Source organism: Kitasatospora sp. HUAS MG31 (assembly GCF_040571325.1).
Classification (GTDB): Bacteria; Actinomycetota; Actinomycetes; order Streptomycetales; family Streptomycetaceae; genus Kitasatospora; species Kitasatospora camelliae.
This window is the reverse complement of sequence record NZ_CP159872.1, coordinates 3,884,997-3,900,984: the sequence shown is the minus strand read 5'-3', so window position 1 is coordinate 3,900,984 and position 15,988 is coordinate 3,884,997. Positions and strand designations below refer to the sequence as shown.

The window sequence follows — 15,988 nt, the reverse complement described above, 5'->3', positions numbered from 1 at the left end:
AGGGGGTCCCCGGGCTGTGTGAAGAATTTCTCATGCACAGGTCGTGGAAGGAGTAATCCCAGGTCAGCGAGTTGACGCCAGGCGGATCGTGTGGTTATCCACAGTGGTGTCCACAGGGTTGTTCACAGCTTTGGGGTGGTTCTCCACAGGGGTGGCCTGGTTATCCACACAGCCTGTGGATAACCATCTTGGCCGATCGGCCCCCGGCGCCGTAGCGTGGGCCGGGACCCGACCAGGAGCCCGTGCGACACCGTCCGCCCGGCGTCGGAATTGTCGGCGAGGTGGCGTAAGAAGGTAGATGCGCCCTCGTCGCCTCCCGTACCACTCGCACCGCACTCGCTGATCGGGGAAACGCGTGACCGGCCCCCAGTACGACGACCACGACGTACCTCCGCCGCCCGAGGACGACTGGCAGCCCACCGACGACGCCTTCTCCCCCGAGTCCTTCCCCGAGGGCCCGGGCGACCGCCTGCCCGTCTCGCGCCGGCGCGACCTGCCCGGTCAGTCCGGCGGATCCGGCGGTCAGGGCGGTTTCCAGCGGCGGGACGGCTTCGCCAAGGGCGGCTTCCCGGGCAAGGGCGGCGACCGCGAGCGCGGCGGCCGGGAGCGCGAGGAGGGCGGCCAGGGGTCCGGTGACGGCTTCGAGCGGGTCCCGCCGCAGGACCTCGCCGCCGAGCAGTCCGTCCTCGGCGGCATGCTGCTCTCCAAGGACGCCATCGCGGACGTGGTCGAGGTGCTCAAGCCAGCCGACTACTACCGCCCCGCCCACGAGCTGATCCACGGCGCCATCCTCGACCTCTACGCCCGGGGCGAGCCCGCCGACCCGATCACCGTGGCCGGCGAGCTCACCAAGCGCGGCGAGCTGGCCCGGGTCGGCGGCGCCTCGTACCTGCACACCCTGGTCAACTCCGTGCCCACGGCCGCCAACGCGGAGTACTACGCGGAGATCGTCCACGAGCGGGCCGTGCTGCGCCGGCTGGTCGAGGCCGGCACCCGGATCGCGGGCATGGGCTACGCCGCCGAGGGCGACGTGGACGACATCGTCAACGCCGCCCAGGCCGAGATCTACGCCGTCACCGAGCAGCGCACCAGCGAGGACTACGCTCCGCTCGCCGACATCATGGAGGGAGCCCTCGACGAGATCGAGGCGATCGGCTCCCGGGCCGGCCAGATGTCCGGCGTGCCCACCGGGTTCGCCGACTTCGACGCCCTCACCAACGGCCTGCACCCCGGCCAGATGATCGTCATCGCGGCCCGTCCCGCGATGGGCAAGTCCACCCTGGCGCTGGACTTCGCCCGGGCCTGCTCGATCCACAACAACCTGCCGAGCGTGATCTTCTCGCTCGAAATGGGGCGCAACGAGATCGCCATGCGCCTGCTGTCGGCCGAGGCGCGGGTGGCCCTGCACCACATGCGCTCCGGCAACATGACGGACGACGACTGGACGCGGGTGGCCCGCCGGATGCCGGACGTCACCAACGCGCCGCTGTACATCGACGATTCGCCGAACCTGTCGATGATGGAGATCCGCGCCAAGTGCCGCCGGCTCAAGCAGCGCAACGACCTCAAGCTGGTCGTCATCGACTACCTCCAGCTGATGCAGGCGGGTGGCTCGCGCCGGGCCGAGAGCCGACAGCAGGAGGTCTCGGACATGTCCCGTAACCTCAAGCTGCTGGCCAAGGAGCTGGAGATCCCGGTCATCGCGCTGTCCCAGCTGAACCGTGGTCCCGAGCAGCGCACCGACAAGAAGCCGATGGTCTCGGACCTCCGCGAGTCCGGCTCGATCGAGCAGGACGCCGACATGGTCATCCTGCTGCACCGTGAGGACGCCTACGAGAAGGAGTCCCCGCGGGCCGGCGAGGCCGACCTGATCGTCGCCAAGCACCGTAACGGCCCGACGGCCACCATCACCGTGGCCTTCCAGGGCCACTACTCCCGGTTCGTCGACATGACCCGGGACGTCACCTGACCTCCCGTTCCGCGATGGTCCGGTCGAGGGTCCGGACCATCCGGCGGTAGTGGTCGACGGCGCTCCCGAGTTCCTCCAGACGTGCGAGCAGTGCACCGGGAGTACGGTCCGCCAGGAGGCTCCGCAGCAGCCGGTCGGGGGCGAACTCGTCGGAGAAACCGTTCGGGGTGTTGGTGCGGATCGTCGGCACGCCGGCGAACAGCGAGAAGCCGTCCTCGGCGTGCCGGAACCGCCAGCGGCAGGGCAGGTGCCGCACCGCGGTCTCCCCGACGTACCGGACCGCGCCCTCCAGGAAGCCGTCGGCCTCGGCGGCCTCCAGGGCGGCGGGTCCTTCGTAGCGGTCCAGCACCAGCCGTTCGAGGACGGCGAGCGAGTCCATCGAGTGGTCGAAGGGGAAGTCCCCGGGCAGACAGGCCGTCCGCCATCCGTCCAGGGCACGGTCCATCGGGGCCAGCCAGGCGTCGAGACCGCGGCGGGAGTCCTCGCCGCTGTTCAGCCGGTCGTCCTCCCGGTACCAGGCGGGTGACTCCGGGGCCGTCCCGCCGGCCGGGTCGTGGATCTCGTAGCCCAGATCCACCGGCATCGGCAGGCCGAACTCCTCCAGGCCCTCGGCCTGTTCGGGGGTCAGCAGCAGCCACCAGGCGTCGTAGGAGTCCTCGTCGAGCTGGTGGAACCGCCGGGGATCGCCGTTGCCGGGCACCAGGTCGGAGAGGGCCTCGAAGGCGACGTGCCAGTCCAGGTAGCGGGTGGTGTCCGAGAGGTGCCCGGTGTGGTACCAGATCGGCCGGCCGTTGCGCCGGAAGTGCAGGTACTCGGTCCCGTCCTCGTCCCGCACCAGCGCGACCCGGTCGACCACCACCGAGCCGCCCGAGCACGCCGCCGCGTCCCGCAGCAACTCCTCGTAGCCCTCGTCGAGATCGGCCGTGACCTTCTCCGGCGTCTGGAAGCCGAGGCCGCAGTCGCCGACCAGGAAGGTCAGCTCCTCGACGTCCTCGAACTCCTCGTCGAGGTCCATGCCGATCCGGGCGGCCTCCGCCAGCCCGGTGGCGGCCTGCTCCTCGGTGGCGATGCCCAGCCGGACCAGGGTCTCCGCGAAGTCGCGGAGCGAGTGTCGTATCGCGTCGCTCATGGCTGCACTCTCACACGCGGGTCTGTCAGGAACCATCGTCCAAGCCCTGTCGCAGATCTGACGATCACTAACCTGAGGGCATGACGAACGAGGCGGTGCTGTCGATCGCGTTGGAGGGCCGGCCCGGGCCGGGGCTGCGGCCGCTGCCGGTGCGGGCGGCCGAGCTGCTGGCGGCCCTGGACGCCCCGCCGCGGCTGGTGGCGCACCTGCGGGCGGTGCACGACGTCGCGGTGCAGCTGCTCGACCGGGTGGCGGAGCGGGGCATCGGGCCGGCCGTGGACCGCGGAGCGGTGCTGTTCGGTGCCGCCACCCACGACATCGGCAAGGTCCGCCACCCCGAGGAGCTCTCCGGGCCGGGCTCCCGGCACGAGGAGGCCGGGCGGGAACTCCTGCTGGCCCAGTGGGTGCGCCCGGCCTGGGCCCGCTTCGCGGCCACCCACGGCTCCTGGCACCGCCACGGCGTGCACATGGAGGACCTGCTGGTGAGCCTGGCCGACAAGGTCTGGAAGAACAAGCGGGTGGCCGACCTGGAGGACCTGGTGGTGGCCGAGCTGGTCCGGTCCGGCGGCCGCCCGGCCTGGGAGGAGTTCCTGGCCCTGGACGAGGTCCTCACCGCGATCGGGGACCGGGCCGAGGAGCGGCTGGTGTACCAGGCGAGCCATCCCGTGGGCCGCTGAACGGTTCCGGCAACCCGCGGCGGGGCCGGGCGCCCGGCAGGCCGCAGACGGCGACGGCGGTCAGCAGCACGGCCGTGGCGGCCCGGAGCAGACCCGCCTCGTAGGTGTCGTCGGTGATCCAGTGGACGGCCGCCCAGCCCGCGCCGGCGCCGAGGACCGCGGCCGGGACGAGCCGGAGCAGCGGTGGGCGCGGCCCCTCCGGTACGGCGAGCAGGGCCGCAGCGCCCAGGACGAGGGCCCCCGCCCCGGCGGCGAGCGGCGCGCTCCCGAAGGTGACCTCCGGGGGCCGTGGGGGCGGCCGGTCCCCTGCTCCGGCCGCCCCGCCCGTCGCTGCGGGCCGTGGCCCTGCGCCTCCGGCCCCGCCCCAGTGGCTGTCCGCGCGCGGACGGGTGTCCTTCGGGTGGTCCGCTGTCGGCGGCATCCCGCGGTCAGACGGTGAGCAGGACGGCGCCGCGGGTGCCCGGGGTGGAGAGGCGGGCGTGGGCGGCGGCCGCGTCGGCGAGGTCGTGGACGGAGTCGACCCGGACGGTGAGCAGACCGTCCGCGGCCAGCCGGGCCAGCTCGGCCAGCTCACCCCCGTCCGGACGGACGTTGATCACCGACACCCGGACGTCCCGCTCCGGGGCGGGCCCCACGTTCGGCCGGACGGTGACGAAGACCCCGCCCGCCTTGACCGCCGCGATCAGCTCGGCGCCCAGCAGGGCGGTGTCCACGGCGGCGTCCGCACCCTCGGGGGCCAGGGCGCGGATCGCGGCCACCGCCTCGGGGCCGCGCTCCACGAACTCGGCACCGAGGCCGGTGAGGAACGCGCGGTCGCCCGCGCCGGCGACGGCGATCACCCGCAGGCCGCGGCGGACGGCCAGCTCGGTGGTGTACCCCCCGAGGTTGCCGGCCGCGCCGGTGACGACCAGGGTCTGCCCCTCGCTCAGGCCGGCGAGGTCGAGCGACTGCCGGGCGGTCAGGCCGTTGAGCGGCAGGGCGGCCGCCTTCTCGATCGGCAGCTCCTCGGGGACGGGGGCGAGGGCGTCCGCGGCGACGACCGCGAACTCGGCGTGGGTGCCGTTGCGGGTGGCGAACCAGTGGGAGAGGCCGATCACCCGGTCGCCGGGCCGGAATCCGGTGACGCCCTCGCCGACCGCGTCCACCGTGCCGGCCACGTCCCAGCCGAGCCGGTGGAACGGGGCCTCGGGCAGGTGGGCGGCCACGGCGCCGGAGCGCACCGCGATGTCGGCCGGGTGGACGGCCAGGGCCTGGTTGCGGACCCGGACCTCGCCCGGCCCGGGGACGGGGAGTTCGAGCTCGGCGAGCTCCAGGACCTCGGGGCCGCCGAAGGTGCTGATGACGAGGGCGCGCATGGCTTCTCCTTGCGGGTTGTCGCGGGGGTCGGCCGGTCTCTCGGCCACGACGGAAAGGTTTCCACCGGTGACGGGCGGAGAGGAGAGGAGAGTTCACCCTGGGATCGGCGGTCCCAGGCTGGGCGTCGGAGTGGACCGGGACTTCGGGGAGGAGCGGCGATGACGACCGTGGTACGACCGGCCGGTGCGGTGGGATACCGGGAAGCGGCACAGGAGTTGGCGGAGCAGTACGAGGCGGTGAGCTTCGAGCAGGTGCACGGCGAGGTGCTGCACCTGCTCCCCGGGACGCCCAGCCGGGTGCTGGACGTGGGTGCGGGGACGGGTCGGGACGCGGCGGCGCTGGCCGCGCGCGGCCACCGGGTGGTGGCCGTGGAGCCGACCCTGGAACTCCGGGTGCACCGGAACGGCGGTTTCCGCTGGCTGTCCGATGCCCTTCCCGAACTCCCCTCGGTGGCAGGTGAGTTCGACCTGGTTCTGGTGACCGCGGTGTGGATGCACCTGGAGCTGGGGGAGCGGGAGGCGGCGATGCGCCGGCTGGCCGGGCTGCTGGCGTCCGGCGGACGGATGCTGCTGATGCTGCGGCACGGCCCGGTGCCCGTCGGGCGGCGGATGTTCGAGGTCTCGGCGGACGAGACCGTGGCGCTGGCCCGGCAGTTCGGGCTGGCCGAGGTGTTCCGCTCGGTCCGGCCCGACGGCTATCGGCGGTCCGGGGTGACGTGGACCCACCTCGCCCTGGAGGTGGATCCCTGGCGCAGCCCGGAGCTGCGGTTCAGAGGGTGACGGTGGCGCGGAAGACGGTGGCGCCGGGCCCGGCCAGCGCGGTCGGGGTGCCGCCCGCGGGCAGGAACGCGGACTCGCCGCGGGCGAGCCGCAGGGTGCGTCCGTCGGCGGCGGTGAGCTCGGCGGTACCGCCGGTGCAGAGCAGGATCTGCGGGGCGTGGCCGTCCAGCCGAGCGGGCTCGGCGCCCAGGACGTAGCGCGAGAGCCGGAACTCGTCGATCGGGACCGGGTAGTGGCACTCGCCGTCGGCGGCCGGCTCGGGGCGCAGCACGTCCGGCCGGGCGGAGCGGAAGTCGACCACCCGGAGCAGCTCGGGGACGTCCACGTGCTTGGGCGTGAGCCCGCAGCGCAGCACGTTGTCGGAGTTGGCCATGATCTCCACGCCGGTGCCGCGCAGGTAGGCGTGCGGGACGCCGGCCCCGAGGTAGAGCGCCTCGCCCGGGCGCAGCACCACGTGGTTGAGCAGCAGGGCGGCCAGCAGGCCGGTGTCCCCGGGGTGGGTGCGGGCGGCGTAGGCGTAGCCGGCCAGGGCGCCGGTGGGGTCCTCGGCGGCCTTCGCCTCCAGGGCGGCGGCGACCTCGGCGACGGTCCGCTCGGCCTCGTCCCCGCTCAGCGAGAGGACGGCGGCCAGCACCTCGCTGAGCGCCTCGGGCTCCGGCTTGGTGCGCAGCACCTCGATCAGCGGGGTCAGCCGGGGCGCGCCGAGCGACTCCATCAGGTCGGCCGTCCCGGCCGGGTCGCGGAAGCCGCACAGGCCCTCGAAGTCGTCGAGTGCGCAGATGAGCTCGGGCTTGTGGTTGTCGTCGCGGTAGTTCCGCCGCGGGGCGTCCAGCGGGATCCCCCGGGCCTCCTCCTCGGCGAAGCCGGCCCGGGCCTGCTCCAGGCTGGGGTGGGCCTGCAGGGAGAGCGGGATGCTCGCGGCGAGCACCTTGAGCAGGAAGGGCAGGGCGGGCCCGAAGGCGGCCACGGCCCGGGGGCCGAGCTCCGCGTGCGGGTCGGCGGCGATCAGCTCGGAGAGCGGGCGGTGGCCGTCGCCCCGGTCGATCTCGGAGGGCGATCCGGGGTGGGCGCCCATCCACAGCTCGGCCTGCGGCAGGTCGGTCGGGTCCTGTCCGAGCAGCTCCGGGATCGCGGTGAGGGAGCCCCAGGCGTAGGGACGGACGGTGTTGCGGAGCCTGTCCATGGCGCGCTGCCTGCTCTTTCCCTACGGCGTGACGGGGCTGTGAAGGATCCGACTCTAGCCCAGGACCCGCCGGGCCAGGGAAGCTCCGGCGCCCTCCGCCCGCGGTCTCAGCAGGTGGTCCCCCCAGGCGCCGCCGGCAGGTGCTCGACGGCCCAGCTGTGCAGCTCGGAGAGGGCGGGGCCGAGCGCCGTGCCGGAGTCGGTCAGCCGGTAGCGGACCCGCAGCGGCGGGCCCTCGTCGACCTCGCGGACCAGCAGGCCGTACTCGGCGAGCTCGGTGAGCCGGTCGGAGAGCATCCGCTCGCTGATGCCCGGGACGGCCCGGCGCAGCTCGGAGAAGTAGGCGGGGCTGGTGGTGAGCACGGCCACGATCAGGCCGGTCCAGCGCTTGCCGAGCAGGGCGAACACCCGGGTGAGCGCGATGTCCACGCCGGTGCAGGCCGTCGGTGTGGTCGTTGCCGTCGTGGTTGCCGTCTCATCGCCCATGCCCCCAGAGTACTGCCCGCGCGCTAGTGACTAAAGAAAAGTAAGCTGCTACTGTTCATTCAGCTGCACGGGAAAGCGCAGCTACTTCTCAAATGGAGGAACCCCATGGCCACGCTGCTGCACATCGACTCGTCCGCCCTCACCGAGGGCTCGGTCTCCCGCGAGGTCTCGGCGACCTTCCGCGAGGCCTGGGAGGCCGAGAACCCGGGCGGCACGGTGATCTACCGCGACCTCGCCGCCGCCCCCGTCCCGCACCTGTCCGCCGATGGCATCACCGCCGGGTTCCTGGCCCCCGACCAGCGCACCCCCGAGCAGCAGGCCGCCTTCGCGCTCCGCGACGAGCTGATCGGCGAGCTGGAGCGGGCGGACGCCGTGGTCATCGGCACCCCGATGTACAACTTCACGATCCCGTCCAGCCTCAAGGCCTGGCTGGACCAGGTGATCCTGATGGGCCGCAGCGCGGGCGAGCAGCCCTCCGCCGCCGGCACCCCGGTCACCGTGGTCTCCGCCCGCGGCGGCTCGTACGGCCCCGGCACCCCGCGCGAGAGCTTCGAGTTCGTGACCACCTACCTGGAGAAGGTGTTCACCGGCATGCTTGGCATGGACGTGGACTTCATCGTTCCCGAGTTCACGCTGGCCCGGGTCAACCCGGCCATGGCGCAGTTCGCCGAGACGGCCGACGCCTCCAAGGCCCGGGCCCACGAGGACGCCGACCGCCGGGCCCGGGAACTCAGCGCCAAGGTCGCGGCCTGACCGCTGCGCCGGCCCGATCCCGGTCCGGCCCGATCCCGGTCCGCCCCGCCGTCCCGGAGCCGGCCCCGCGGGCCCGTCCCGCAGGGGCCGCCGGGCGCGCCTACCCGGCATCGGCGGTGCCTTCCTCCCAAGCTGGTACGGACAGGGCCCGCGCCGGGCCCGCCGCGCCGACCAGGGAGCAAGCAGTGACGCCGCCACCGTCCTCCGAGACCGCCGGACCGGCCCACCAGGCGCCCGGCCCGCCGCCCCGGCCGCTGGAGGTCGAGGTCTTCACCGGCCCGGAGAGCGGCTTCTTCGCCACCTCCTCGCTGATCATGGGCGAGCACGCCGCGATCCTGGTCGACGCCCAGCTCACCCGCAGCGCCGGCCGGGAGCTCGCCGAGTGGATCGCCGGCAAGAACCGCCAGCTGCTCGCCATCGTGATCACCCACCAGCACCCGGACCACTACTTCGGGGCCGAGGAGGTGCTCCGGCTCTTCCCGAACGCCCAGCTGCTCGCCGCCCCCGGCGTGGTCGAGGGCATCATGCGGACGGCCGCCGCCAAGGTCGCCCAGTGGAAGCCGGTCTACGGCGCCGACGTCCCCGACCAGCCGCTGGTCCCCGCCCCGCTGCTGCCGCAGCCGCTGATGATCGACCGGCAGCTGATCCGGGTCCTCCCGCTCGGCCAGGGCGACTGCGCCGACTCCACCGCCGTCCACATCCCCAGCATCGCCACCGTGGTCGCCGGCGACTTCGCGTACAACGGCACCCACGTGTGGACCGCCGACACCCTTCCCGGGCAGCGCATCGACTGGGGCCACAACCTGGCCAGGATCGCCGACCTCGGCGCGATCCGGGTGATCGCCGGGCACCGCGCCCCCGGCAGCGACGACGAAGCCCTGCGGGTGCTCGCCTTCACCGGCGAGTACCTCCAGGACTTCGACCGCGCGCTGGCGGCCCACCCGTACGACGCGGAGGCGCTCACCGCCACGATGAACGAGCGCTACGGCGGCCTGACCCTGCCCGCCATCCTCGACCTCGGCGCGGCCGCCAACACCGCCCACCGGGCCGCCGCCGCCCAGCCCTCCGCTGCCGTCGAACCCGCGCCGCACCGGCACGTCGACGAGGAAGGCATCGTCGACGCCGAGATCGTCGAGGACACCGAGGAGTTCTGACCCCGACCGTCTCCCGTCTCCCGGCTCCCGTCAGGCTCCCGCCCGTCCGGCCCGCCGAGTGCCGGGCGGATACTGTCCGCATGACGGTGTACGACGCGATGGTGCTGGCCGGCGGCGCGGCCAGCCGGCTCGGCGGCGGTGTGGACAAGCCGGGCCTCGCGGTCGGCGGCCACACCCTGCTCGACCGGGTGATCGCCGCCTGCGACGGCGCCCGGACCGTGGTCGCCGTCGGCCCGCGGCGGCCCACCGAGCGGGCCGGCGTCCGGTGGACCCGGGAACAGCCCCCCGGCGGTGGACCGGTCGCCGCCGTCGCCGCCGGACTCGACCTGGTCACCGCCGACCGGGTCCTCGTCCTCGCCGCCGACCTGCCCTTCCTCGACCGGCCGACCGTGAACCGCCTGCTGGCCGGACTCGCCGACGCCGAGGCCGCCCTGCTGGTCGACGCCGGCGGCCGTGACCAGATGCTCGCCGCCGCCTACCGCACCCCCGCCCTCCGCACCGCCCTGGCCGCCCTCGGCGACCCGGCCGGCCAGCCGCTGCGCCGCCTGGTCGCCCCCCTGCACACCCTCCGCCTCGCCGACCCGGAGGGCGTCGCCTACGACTGCGACACCTGGGAGCACCTCGCCCAGGCCCGGACCCGCGACGCCGCCGAACACCCCCCGGCCTGACCCTTCACGCCCCGTGCCCGCGACCTGTGAGCGAAACGACCCAGGATGCTCACCGCGGTACGCACCGCCGCCGACCGCGGATCGGGCAGCATGGGGCTATGGAGCGCACCCTGGATGACTGGATCGCCGCGGTCGAGACCGAGCTGGGCATCGACCTGGACGTCGACGTCCGCGCACTGCTCGACGCCGCCCGGGTGGTCGCGCACGGGGTCGACCGCCCCGCCGCCCCGCTGACCGCCTTCCTGGTCGGCTACGCCGCCGCCCGGAACGGCGGAGGACCCGAGGCCGTGGCCGCCGCCAACGCCAAGGCCGTCGCGCTCGCCGAGCGCTGGTCCCGGGGGGAGGGCCCGTGAGGTCCGTCGACCCGCTCCCGGTGGCGCCGCCGCCCGGCCTGGACCTCGGCGACCCCGCCCCCACCCTGCGCGGCTGCCCCTGGCCGCTCGCCCGCCGCGCCGCCCGGCTCGCCGGCCGCACCCCGCTGCCCGCCGCCGAACTCGACCTCGCCGACGCCCTCGGGCACACCCTCGCCGCCCCGCTCACCGCCCTCACCGACCTGCCGGCCTTCGACACCTCCGCCATGGACGGCTGGGCCGTCGCCGGTCCCGGGCCGTGGCGGACCGCCGGACGGATCCTGGCCGGCGCCACCGGCGAGCCCCTGGCCGACGGCGCCGCGGTGGAGATCGCCACCGGCGCCCAGCTGCCCCCGGGCGCCACCGGCGTCCTGCGCCGCGAGCACGGCCGCCTCGACCGCGGCCTGCTGCACGGCACCGTCACCCCCGGCCAGGACGTCCGCCCGCGCGGCCAGGAGTGCCACCGCGACGACGAGCTCCTTGCGGCCGGCACCGCCGTCACCCCCGCCGTCCTCGGCCTCGCCGCCGCCTGCGGCCACGACCGGCTCCCGGTGCGCCGCCGGCCCACCGTGGACCTGCTGGTCCTCGGCGACGAACTGCTCGACTCCGGCCCGCCCCGCCCCGGTCTGGTCCGCGACGCCCTCGGACCGCTGCTGCCGCCCTGGCTCGCCGCCGCCGGCGCCGAGGTGATCGGTCGGCGCCACGTCCGCGACGACTTCGGGCTGCTCCGGGACGCCGTCCGGCACTCGCCCGCCGACCTGGTGATCACCACCGGCGGGACCGCGGCCGGCCCGGTCGACTTCCTGCACGACGCGCTGGAGGCCACCGGGGCGCACCTGCTGGTCGACGGCGTCGCCGTCCGGCCCGGACACCCCATGCTGCTGGCCGAACTCCCCGGCGGACGGCACCTGGTCGGCCTGCCCGGCAACCCGCTCGCCGCGGTGGCCGGGACGGTGACCCTCGCCCTGCCGCTGCTCCACGCCCTGAGCGGGAGGCCGGCCGACCCGTACCGGACCGAGCCGGTCGCGGTCGCCGTCCCCGGGCACCCGCGGGACACCCGGCTGGTGCCGGTGGCCCGTACGGACGAGGGGGTCGTGGCACTGAGGTTCGACGGGCCCGCGATGCTCCGCGGCCTCGCCCTGGCCGAGGCCCTCGCGGTGGTGCCCCCGGGCGGCGCCGAGCCGGGTGACCGGCTGGAACTGATCCCGTTGCGCTGAGGCCCCGCCGGGGCGTGCCGGTCGGGACGCGTCGGAGGCGCCCTGGCTAGGCGGGGTGCCGGGGGGTGGCCGGCTTGATGACGATCAGGCGGTCGGTGAGCTGGAGCGTCTCCGCCTCGGGCTCGGTGTAGTTGAGGACCCGCCGGCCGCGGACCACCGCCACCACGAGCTCGGGGCACTCCCGCGGGCTGCGCCCGGCCTCCGCCCGGGTGACCGGCCGCTCCTCCACGTCCAGCCCGTGGCCGTAGGTGAGCAGGTCCTCCATCACCGACCCCGCGTGCGGACTGAGCATCGACATGCCCAGCAGCCGCCCCGCCGAGCTGGAGCTGGTGACCACCACGTCGGCGCCGCTCTGCCGCAGCAGCGGCGCGTTCTCGTCCTCCCGGACCGCCGCCACCACCGTGGCGCCCTTGTTGAGCTGGCGGGCGGTGAGGGTGATGAGGGCGGCCGTGTCGTCCCGCTGCGGGCAGACCACGACCCGGTCGGCCTTGGGGAGTTCGGCGCGCAGCAGGGTCTCGGTCCGGGTGGCGTCGCCGACCACGCCGGCCAGGCCGTCCTGGGTGGCCTGCTCGACGGCCCTCGGCTGGGGGTCGACCACCACGATCGAGCCCTTGGGCACGCCCTGCCCGAGCAGGGTGTCCACCGCGCTGCGGCCCTTGGTGCCGTAGCCGATGACGACGGTGTGCTCGCGCACGGTGGACCTCCAGCGCTGGACCCGCCACTGCTGTCGGGTCCGTTCGGTGAGTACTTCGAGGGTGGTGCCGACCAGGATGATCAGGAAGAGCACCCGCAGCGGGGTGATCACCAGGATGTTGACCAGGCGCGCGCCGTCGCTCGTCGGGGTGATGTCGCCGTACCCGGTGGTGGAGAGGGTGACGGTGGCGTAGTACGCGGCGTCCAGCAGGCTGACCGAGCCGTCGGCGCTGTCGCGGTAGCCGGCGCGGTCGCCCCAGACGATCAGCGTGGTCAGCACCAGGACGCCGAGCGCCAGCGCCAGGCGCTTGGTCACCTGGCGCATCGGCGGCGCGGTCGTCCGGGAGGGCAGCACGATCCGGCGGGACGTGTCGCCCTCCGGGCCTCCTCCGCGTGCGGGTGGCGGGGTGGGACCGGCGCCGCCGGCACCCGGCGCGGTCGGTGGATCGATGTTCGGCACGCAGCCAAGCATGCGGTGCCGACGTGGTGGCCCGCGCCCCCTTCCGCGGAGTGTCGCCACCCCGCCATCCCGACGACATGTCACTTGACGTGCCGCCGAAGGCGCTCCCACGGCCGCGGAGGAGGGCGGACGGCGGACGCCGGGTGCCCTCCGCGCGTAGCGTGGCGGCCATGCGAGCCATCACGATTCCCCAGCCGGGCGGCCCCGAGGTGCTGACCTGGGAGGAAGTGCCCGATCCCGTCCCGGCCGCCGGCGAGGTGCTGGTCGAGGTCGCGGCCACCGCCGTCAACCGGGCCGACCTGTTGCAGCGCCAGGGCTACTACGACCCCCCGCCGGGCAGCTCGCCCTACCCGGGACTGGAGTGCGCGGGCCGGATCGTCGCGCTGGGGCCGGGGGTGTCCGGCTGGGGCGTCGGCGACGAGGTCTGCGCGCTGCTGGCCGGCGGCGGGTACGCGGAGCGGGTCGCGGTGCCGGCCGGGCAGCTGCTGCCGGTCCCCAAGGGGCTGACCGCGGCCGAGGCCGCCGCGCTGCCCGAGGCGGCCTCGACGGTCTGGTCGAACGTCTTCCAGGTGGCGCAACTGAGGCCGGGGGAGACCGTCCTGGTGCACGGCGGGGCCAGCGGCATCGGGACCATGGCCATCCAGCTGGCGAAGGCGGTCGGCGCCCGGGTGCTGGTCACCGCCGGCGGCCCGGAGAAGCTGGCGCGCTGTGCGGAGCTGGGCGCGGACGTCGGCGTCGACTACCGCGAGCAGGACTTCGTCGAGGCCGTCCGGGAGGCCACCGGCGGGGCCGGGGCGGACGTGATCCTGGACATCATCGGCGCCAAGTACCTGCAGCGGAACGTGGACGCGCTGGCGGTGAACGGCCGCCTGGTGGTCATCGGCCTGCAGGGCGGGGTGAAGGCCGAGCTCGACCTCGGCTCCCTGCTGCGCAAGCGGGCGGCGGTGGTCGCCACCAACCTGCGCGGCCGCCCGCTGGCCGAGAAGGCCGCCATCGTCGCCGCGGTGCGTGAGCACGTCTGGCCGCTGGTCGAGGCGGGGGTGGTCCGGCCGGTGGTGCACCGGGTGCTGCCGATCCTGGAGGCCGGCGACGCGCACCGGGTGCTGGAGGCCGGGGAGCAGGTCGGCAAGGTCGTCCTGACCGTGGGCTGATCGGGTCGCGGGACGGTCGGTGGTGGGGCGGTCGGTCCACGGAGTGTCCGAAATGCCCGAATTATTGGAGTGTGTGACGCTGGTCCGGAGCTGTCCCGCCGCCGACCCCGCCGCCGTGCGAGGTCGGCCGTCGGAAGGACCTGCTTCCCATGGCCGCGCTCCTGTTCCCGCACTCAGCACCCCCGGTGTCCCCCGCGTCCGACGCGGCCGCTCCTGCTTCCTCCTCGCCGCCGTCCACCGCCTGGCGCTGGGCGGCGGCGGCCGGCGCGGGCCTGCTCCTCCCGCTGCTGCTGGCCGGCGCGGCCCTGGCCTCGGGGAAGCCCTGCCCGACCGGCCCCGATCAGGGCGGATCCGACCAGGCGCTGCCGTGGACGGCGGCCTCGGTCATACCCGGCGGGGTGATCCCCCCGATCGTCCTGCCCACCGTCGTCCTGTCGTCGATGCCTGCCCTGCCCGACGTCCCGCCGCTGCCGGACGTCCCCGCCCTGCCCGACGTCCCGCCGCTGCCGGACGTCCCCGCCCTGCCCGACGTCCCGCCGCTGCCCGACCTCCCCGGCCTGCCCGACACGGTGCCGCTGCCCACCGCCCCGGCCGGCCCGTCCTGCTCGCCCACCCGCTCCGTCCCCTCCGTACCGGAGCAGCCCGCGCCGGAGCCCTCCGACAGCGGCCCGGCCGTCCCCCCGGCCCCGACGGCGCCCGCCGCGACCCCGGTGCCCGCCCCCGAGCCCTCCTCGGGCGGGGGACCCGTCGAGCCGGCCCCGCCCGGCGAGCCCCCGAGCAGCCTCCCGGCCATCGACCCGGCCCCCGGGCCCGCGCGCGGCGCCGGGCCGGCCCCCCGCGGCGAGGCCCGCGGCGAGGCCCGCGGCGACGCGGTCCGCCCGCACCGGCAGCCCGACCGCGCCACGCCGCCGCCCACCGTGCAGCCCGAGGCGGAGCCGTCCGCCAGCGTCCGGCCGCAGGCCCAGGGCCCGCTCGCCCCGGCCCCGCCGCTGCGCTGGTCCGACCCCTCGGCCCTGCAACTGCCCCTCGGCGCCGGGCTCACCCTGATCGGCTGCGGCCTCGGCCTGATCGGCCTCCGGATGCGCCGGCGCTGACCCCGCCGGCCACCCCCGCCGACCGCCCGCGGCATCCGCCACGCGGCCGGACCCGGCGCCGGCCACCGGGATTGACGCCGTGCCAGGACGGACGGTCGCGCGCGGACCCGGTGCCGACCCGGGAAGGGTTGTGGGACGATCTGGCCCTGGCGTGGCCCGGTTCGTTGACCGGCTCGACGGACGAAGCATATGAAGGAGCTATGACCAATCCGATGAACGAACGGTCGCAGCAGGAACCCCTCCGGGCCGCGGGCGGTCAGCCCGAGGACGGCCCCAGGGTGCTGATCGTCGGGCCGGACGGGATGCCGGTCGGCATGACCCCGGGCTCGACGCTCGGCCGGGACGAGGGCGACGAGCCGCGCGAGCTGCCGGTGACCGAGATGGTCGAGCAGCCCGCGAAGGTGATGCGGATCGGCAGCATGATCAAGCAGCTGCTGGAAGAGGTCCGGATGGCCCCGCTGGACGAGGCCAGCCGCGCCCGCCTCAGGGAGATCCACGCCAGCTCGATCAAGGAGCTGGAACTGGGCCTCGCCCCCGAGCTGGTCGAGGAGCTGGAGCGGCTCTCCCTGCCGTTCACCGAGGACTCCATCCCCACCGAGGCGGAGCTGCGGATCGCCCAGGCCCAGCTGGTCGGCTGGCTGGAGGGCCTGTTCCACGGCATCCAGACCGCCCTGTTCGCCCAGCAGATGGCGGCCCGGGCCCAGCTGGAGCAGATGCGCCGGGCACTGCCGCCCGGCCTGCAGGGCGCCGAGCCCGAGGAGGACCCGGGCGCCGGTCGCGGCGTCCGCTCCGGCCCCTATCTGTAGGTGTACCACCGGGCGAGGGTGGCGCAGCGCCCCGGGAGGGCGACCGCCCCTGCACCCGATCATC

The 15,988-nt window shown here is 75.1% G+C and carries 15 protein-coding genes and 1 pseudogene; 11 read left to right on the top strand and 5 right to left on the bottom strand.

Going from position 1 to position 15,988, the window contains the following annotated elements:
* Nucleotides 1–469 precede the first annotated feature (469 nt).
* Complete coding sequence (gene dnaB, locus ABWK59_RS17670) at nucleotides 470–1,969, top strand: replicative DNA helicase (RefSeq protein WP_420492928.1); 1,500 nt, start codon at nucleotides 470–472, stop codon at nucleotides 1,967–1,969.
* Here dnaB and ABWK59_RS17665 read toward each other — a convergent pair.
* A complete protein-coding gene (locus ABWK59_RS17665) occupies nucleotides 1,962–3,098 on the bottom strand; it encodes a hypothetical protein (RefSeq protein WP_354641548.1) in 1,137 nt (378 codons plus the stop codon). The two genes, dnaB and ABWK59_RS17665, sit on opposite strands and share 8 nt — an antisense overlap.
* A gap of 80 nt (nucleotides 3,099–3,178) precedes the next feature.
* Between ABWK59_RS17665 and ABWK59_RS17660 the strand changes: the two genes are divergently transcribed.
* Nucleotides 3,179–3,775, top strand: a complete 597-nt coding sequence (locus ABWK59_RS17660) for an HD domain-containing protein (protein WP_354641547.1) — start codon at nucleotides 3,179–3,181, stop codon at nucleotides 3,773–3,775.
* Nucleotides 3,776–4,203: 428 nt separating this feature from the next.
* On the opposite strand, the gene ABWK59_RS17655 is transcribed toward ABWK59_RS17660, so the two are convergent.
* Nucleotides 4,204–5,130: an NADP-dependent oxidoreductase gene (locus ABWK59_RS17655; RefSeq protein WP_354641546.1), complete on the bottom strand. Its 927-nt coding sequence runs from the start codon at nucleotides 5,128–5,130 to the stop codon at nucleotides 4,204–4,206.
* Between the two features lie 159 nt (nucleotides 5,131–5,289).
* Between ABWK59_RS17655 and ABWK59_RS17650 the strand changes: the two genes are divergently transcribed.
* Nucleotides 5,290–5,910 carry a class I SAM-dependent methyltransferase gene (locus ABWK59_RS17650; RefSeq protein WP_354641545.1) on the top strand — a complete coding sequence of 207 codons (621 nt, stop codon included), beginning with the start codon at nucleotides 5,290–5,292 and terminating at the stop codon, nucleotides 5,908–5,910.
* On the opposite strand, the gene manA is transcribed toward ABWK59_RS17650, so the two are convergent.
* Together manA and ABWK59_RS17640 are read right to left on the bottom strand one after the other, a co-directional pair.
* A complete protein-coding gene (manA, locus tag ABWK59_RS17645) occupies nucleotides 5,900–7,093 on the bottom strand; it encodes a mannose-6-phosphate isomerase, class I (protein ID WP_354641544.1) in 1,194 nt (397 codons plus the stop codon). The genes ABWK59_RS17650 and manA overlap by 11 nt on opposite strands.
* Before the next feature lie 107 nt (nucleotides 7,094–7,200).
* Nucleotides 7,201–7,578: a winged helix-turn-helix transcriptional regulator gene (locus ABWK59_RS17640; RefSeq protein WP_354641543.1), complete on the bottom strand. Its 378-nt coding sequence runs from the start codon at nucleotides 7,576–7,578 to the stop codon at nucleotides 7,201–7,203.
* Between the two features lie 105 nt (nucleotides 7,579–7,683).
* On the opposite strand from ABWK59_RS17640, the gene ABWK59_RS17635 reads away from it, so the two are divergent.
* The 5 genes and pseudogenes from ABWK59_RS17635 (at nucleotide 7,684) to ABWK59_RS17615 (ending at nucleotide 11,720) form a co-directional block, all read left to right on the top strand.
* Complete coding sequence (locus tag ABWK59_RS17635) at nucleotides 7,684–8,331, top strand: FMN-dependent NADH-azoreductase (RefSeq protein ID WP_354641542.1); 648 nt, start codon at nucleotides 7,684–7,686, stop codon at nucleotides 8,329–8,331.
* A gap of 185 nt (nucleotides 8,332–8,516) precedes the next feature.
* Nucleotides 8,517–9,485, top strand: coding sequence for an MBL fold metallo-hydrolase (locus ABWK59_RS17630; protein ID WP_354641541.1), 969 nt, complete (start codon nucleotides 8,517–8,519; stop codon nucleotides 9,483–9,485).
* Nucleotides 9,486–9,565: 80 nt separating this feature from the next.
* A complete protein-coding gene (gene mobA / locus ABWK59_RS17625) occupies nucleotides 9,566–10,153 on the top strand; it encodes a molybdenum cofactor guanylyltransferase (protein WP_420492799.1) in 588 nt (195 codons plus the stop codon).
* Nucleotides 10,154–10,263: 110 nt separating this feature from the next.
* Nucleotides 10,264–10,506: pseudogene (locus tag ABWK59_RS17620) on the top strand (DUF6457 domain-containing protein); the annotation flags it as partial.
* A 38-nt stretch (nucleotides 10,507–10,544) separates the two neighbouring features.
* Nucleotides 10,545–11,720, top strand: coding sequence for a molybdopterin molybdotransferase MoeA (locus tag ABWK59_RS17615; RefSeq protein ID WP_354644992.1), 1,176 nt, complete (start codon nucleotides 10,545–10,547; stop codon nucleotides 11,718–11,720).
* Nucleotides 11,721–11,766: 46 nt separating this feature from the next.
* Here ABWK59_RS17615 and ABWK59_RS17610 read toward each other — a convergent pair whose 3' ends face one another.
* A complete protein-coding gene (locus tag ABWK59_RS17610) occupies nucleotides 11,767–12,738 on the bottom strand; it encodes a potassium channel family protein (protein ID WP_354644991.1) in 972 nt (323 codons plus the stop codon).
* A gap of 305 nt (nucleotides 12,739–13,043) precedes the next feature.
* Here ABWK59_RS17610 and ABWK59_RS17605 point away from each other — a divergent pair, with 305 nt between their 5' ends.
* From ABWK59_RS17605 to ABWK59_RS17595, 3 genes are all read left to right on the top strand, one after another.
* Nucleotides 13,044–14,024 (top strand): NAD(P)H-quinone oxidoreductase, encoded by a 981-nt coding sequence (locus tag ABWK59_RS17605; protein ID WP_354641540.1) that lies wholly within the window; start codon nucleotides 13,044–13,046, stop codon nucleotides 14,022–14,024.
* A gap of 149 nt (nucleotides 14,025–14,173) precedes the next feature.
* On the top strand, nucleotides 14,174–15,118 hold the full coding sequence (locus ABWK59_RS17600; protein WP_354641539.1) for a hypothetical protein: 945 nt from the start codon (nucleotides 14,174–14,176) through the stop codon (nucleotides 15,116–15,118).
* 200 nt (nucleotides 15,119–15,318) lie between these two features.
* Nucleotides 15,319–15,924, top strand: a complete 606-nt coding sequence (locus ABWK59_RS17595; protein ID WP_420492798.1) for a bacterial proteasome activator family protein — start codon at nucleotides 15,319–15,321, stop codon at nucleotides 15,922–15,924.
* The last annotated feature ends 64 nt before the right edge of the window (nucleotides 15,925–15,988 follow it).

Bases quoted from the DNA above. Each gene is read 5' to 3' on its own strand.
- ABWK59_RS17660 (WP_354641547.1), top strand. From the start codon at position 3,179: ATGACGAACGAGGCGGTGCTGTCGATCGCGTTGGAGGGCCGGCCCGGG.
- ABWK59_RS17605 (WP_354641540.1), top strand. From the start codon at position 13,044: ATGCGAGCCATCACGATTCCCCAGCCGGGCGGCCCCGAGGTGCTGACC.
- manA (WP_354641544.1), bottom strand. From the start codon at position 7,093: ATGGACAGGCTCCGCAACACCGTCCGTCCCTACGCCTGGGGCTCCCTC.
- ABWK59_RS17640 (WP_354641543.1), bottom strand. From the start codon at position 7,578: ATGGGCGATGAGACGGCAACCACGACGGCAACGACCACACCGACGGCC.
- ABWK59_RS17665 (WP_354641548.1), bottom strand. From the start codon at position 3,098: ATGAGCGACGCGATACGACACTCGCTCCGCGACTTCGCGGAGACCCTG.
- ABWK59_RS17600 (WP_354641539.1), top strand. From the start codon at position 14,174: ATGGCCGCGCTCCTGTTCCCGCACTCAGCACCCCCGGTGTCCCCCGCG.
- ABWK59_RS17610 (WP_354644991.1), bottom strand. From the start codon at position 12,738: ATGCGCCAGGTGACCAAGCGCCTGGCGCTGGCGCTCGGCGTCCTGGTG.
- ABWK59_RS17595 (WP_420492798.1), top strand. From the start codon at position 15,319: ATGACCAATCCGATGAACGAACGGTCGCAGCAGGAACCCCTCCGGGCC.
- ABWK59_RS17650 (WP_354641545.1), top strand. From the start codon at position 5,290: ATGACGACCGTGGTACGACCGGCCGGTGCGGTGGGATACCGGGAAGCG.
- ABWK59_RS17635 (WP_354641542.1), top strand. From the start codon at position 7,684: ATGGCCACGCTGCTGCACATCGACTCGTCCGCCCTCACCGAGGGCTCG.
- mobA (WP_420492799.1), top strand. From the start codon at position 9,566: ATGACGGTGTACGACGCGATGGTGCTGGCCGGCGGCGCGGCCAGCCGG.
- ABWK59_RS17655 (WP_354641546.1), bottom strand. From the start codon at position 5,130: ATGCGCGCCCTCGTCATCAGCACCTTCGGCGGCCCCGAGGTCCTGGAG.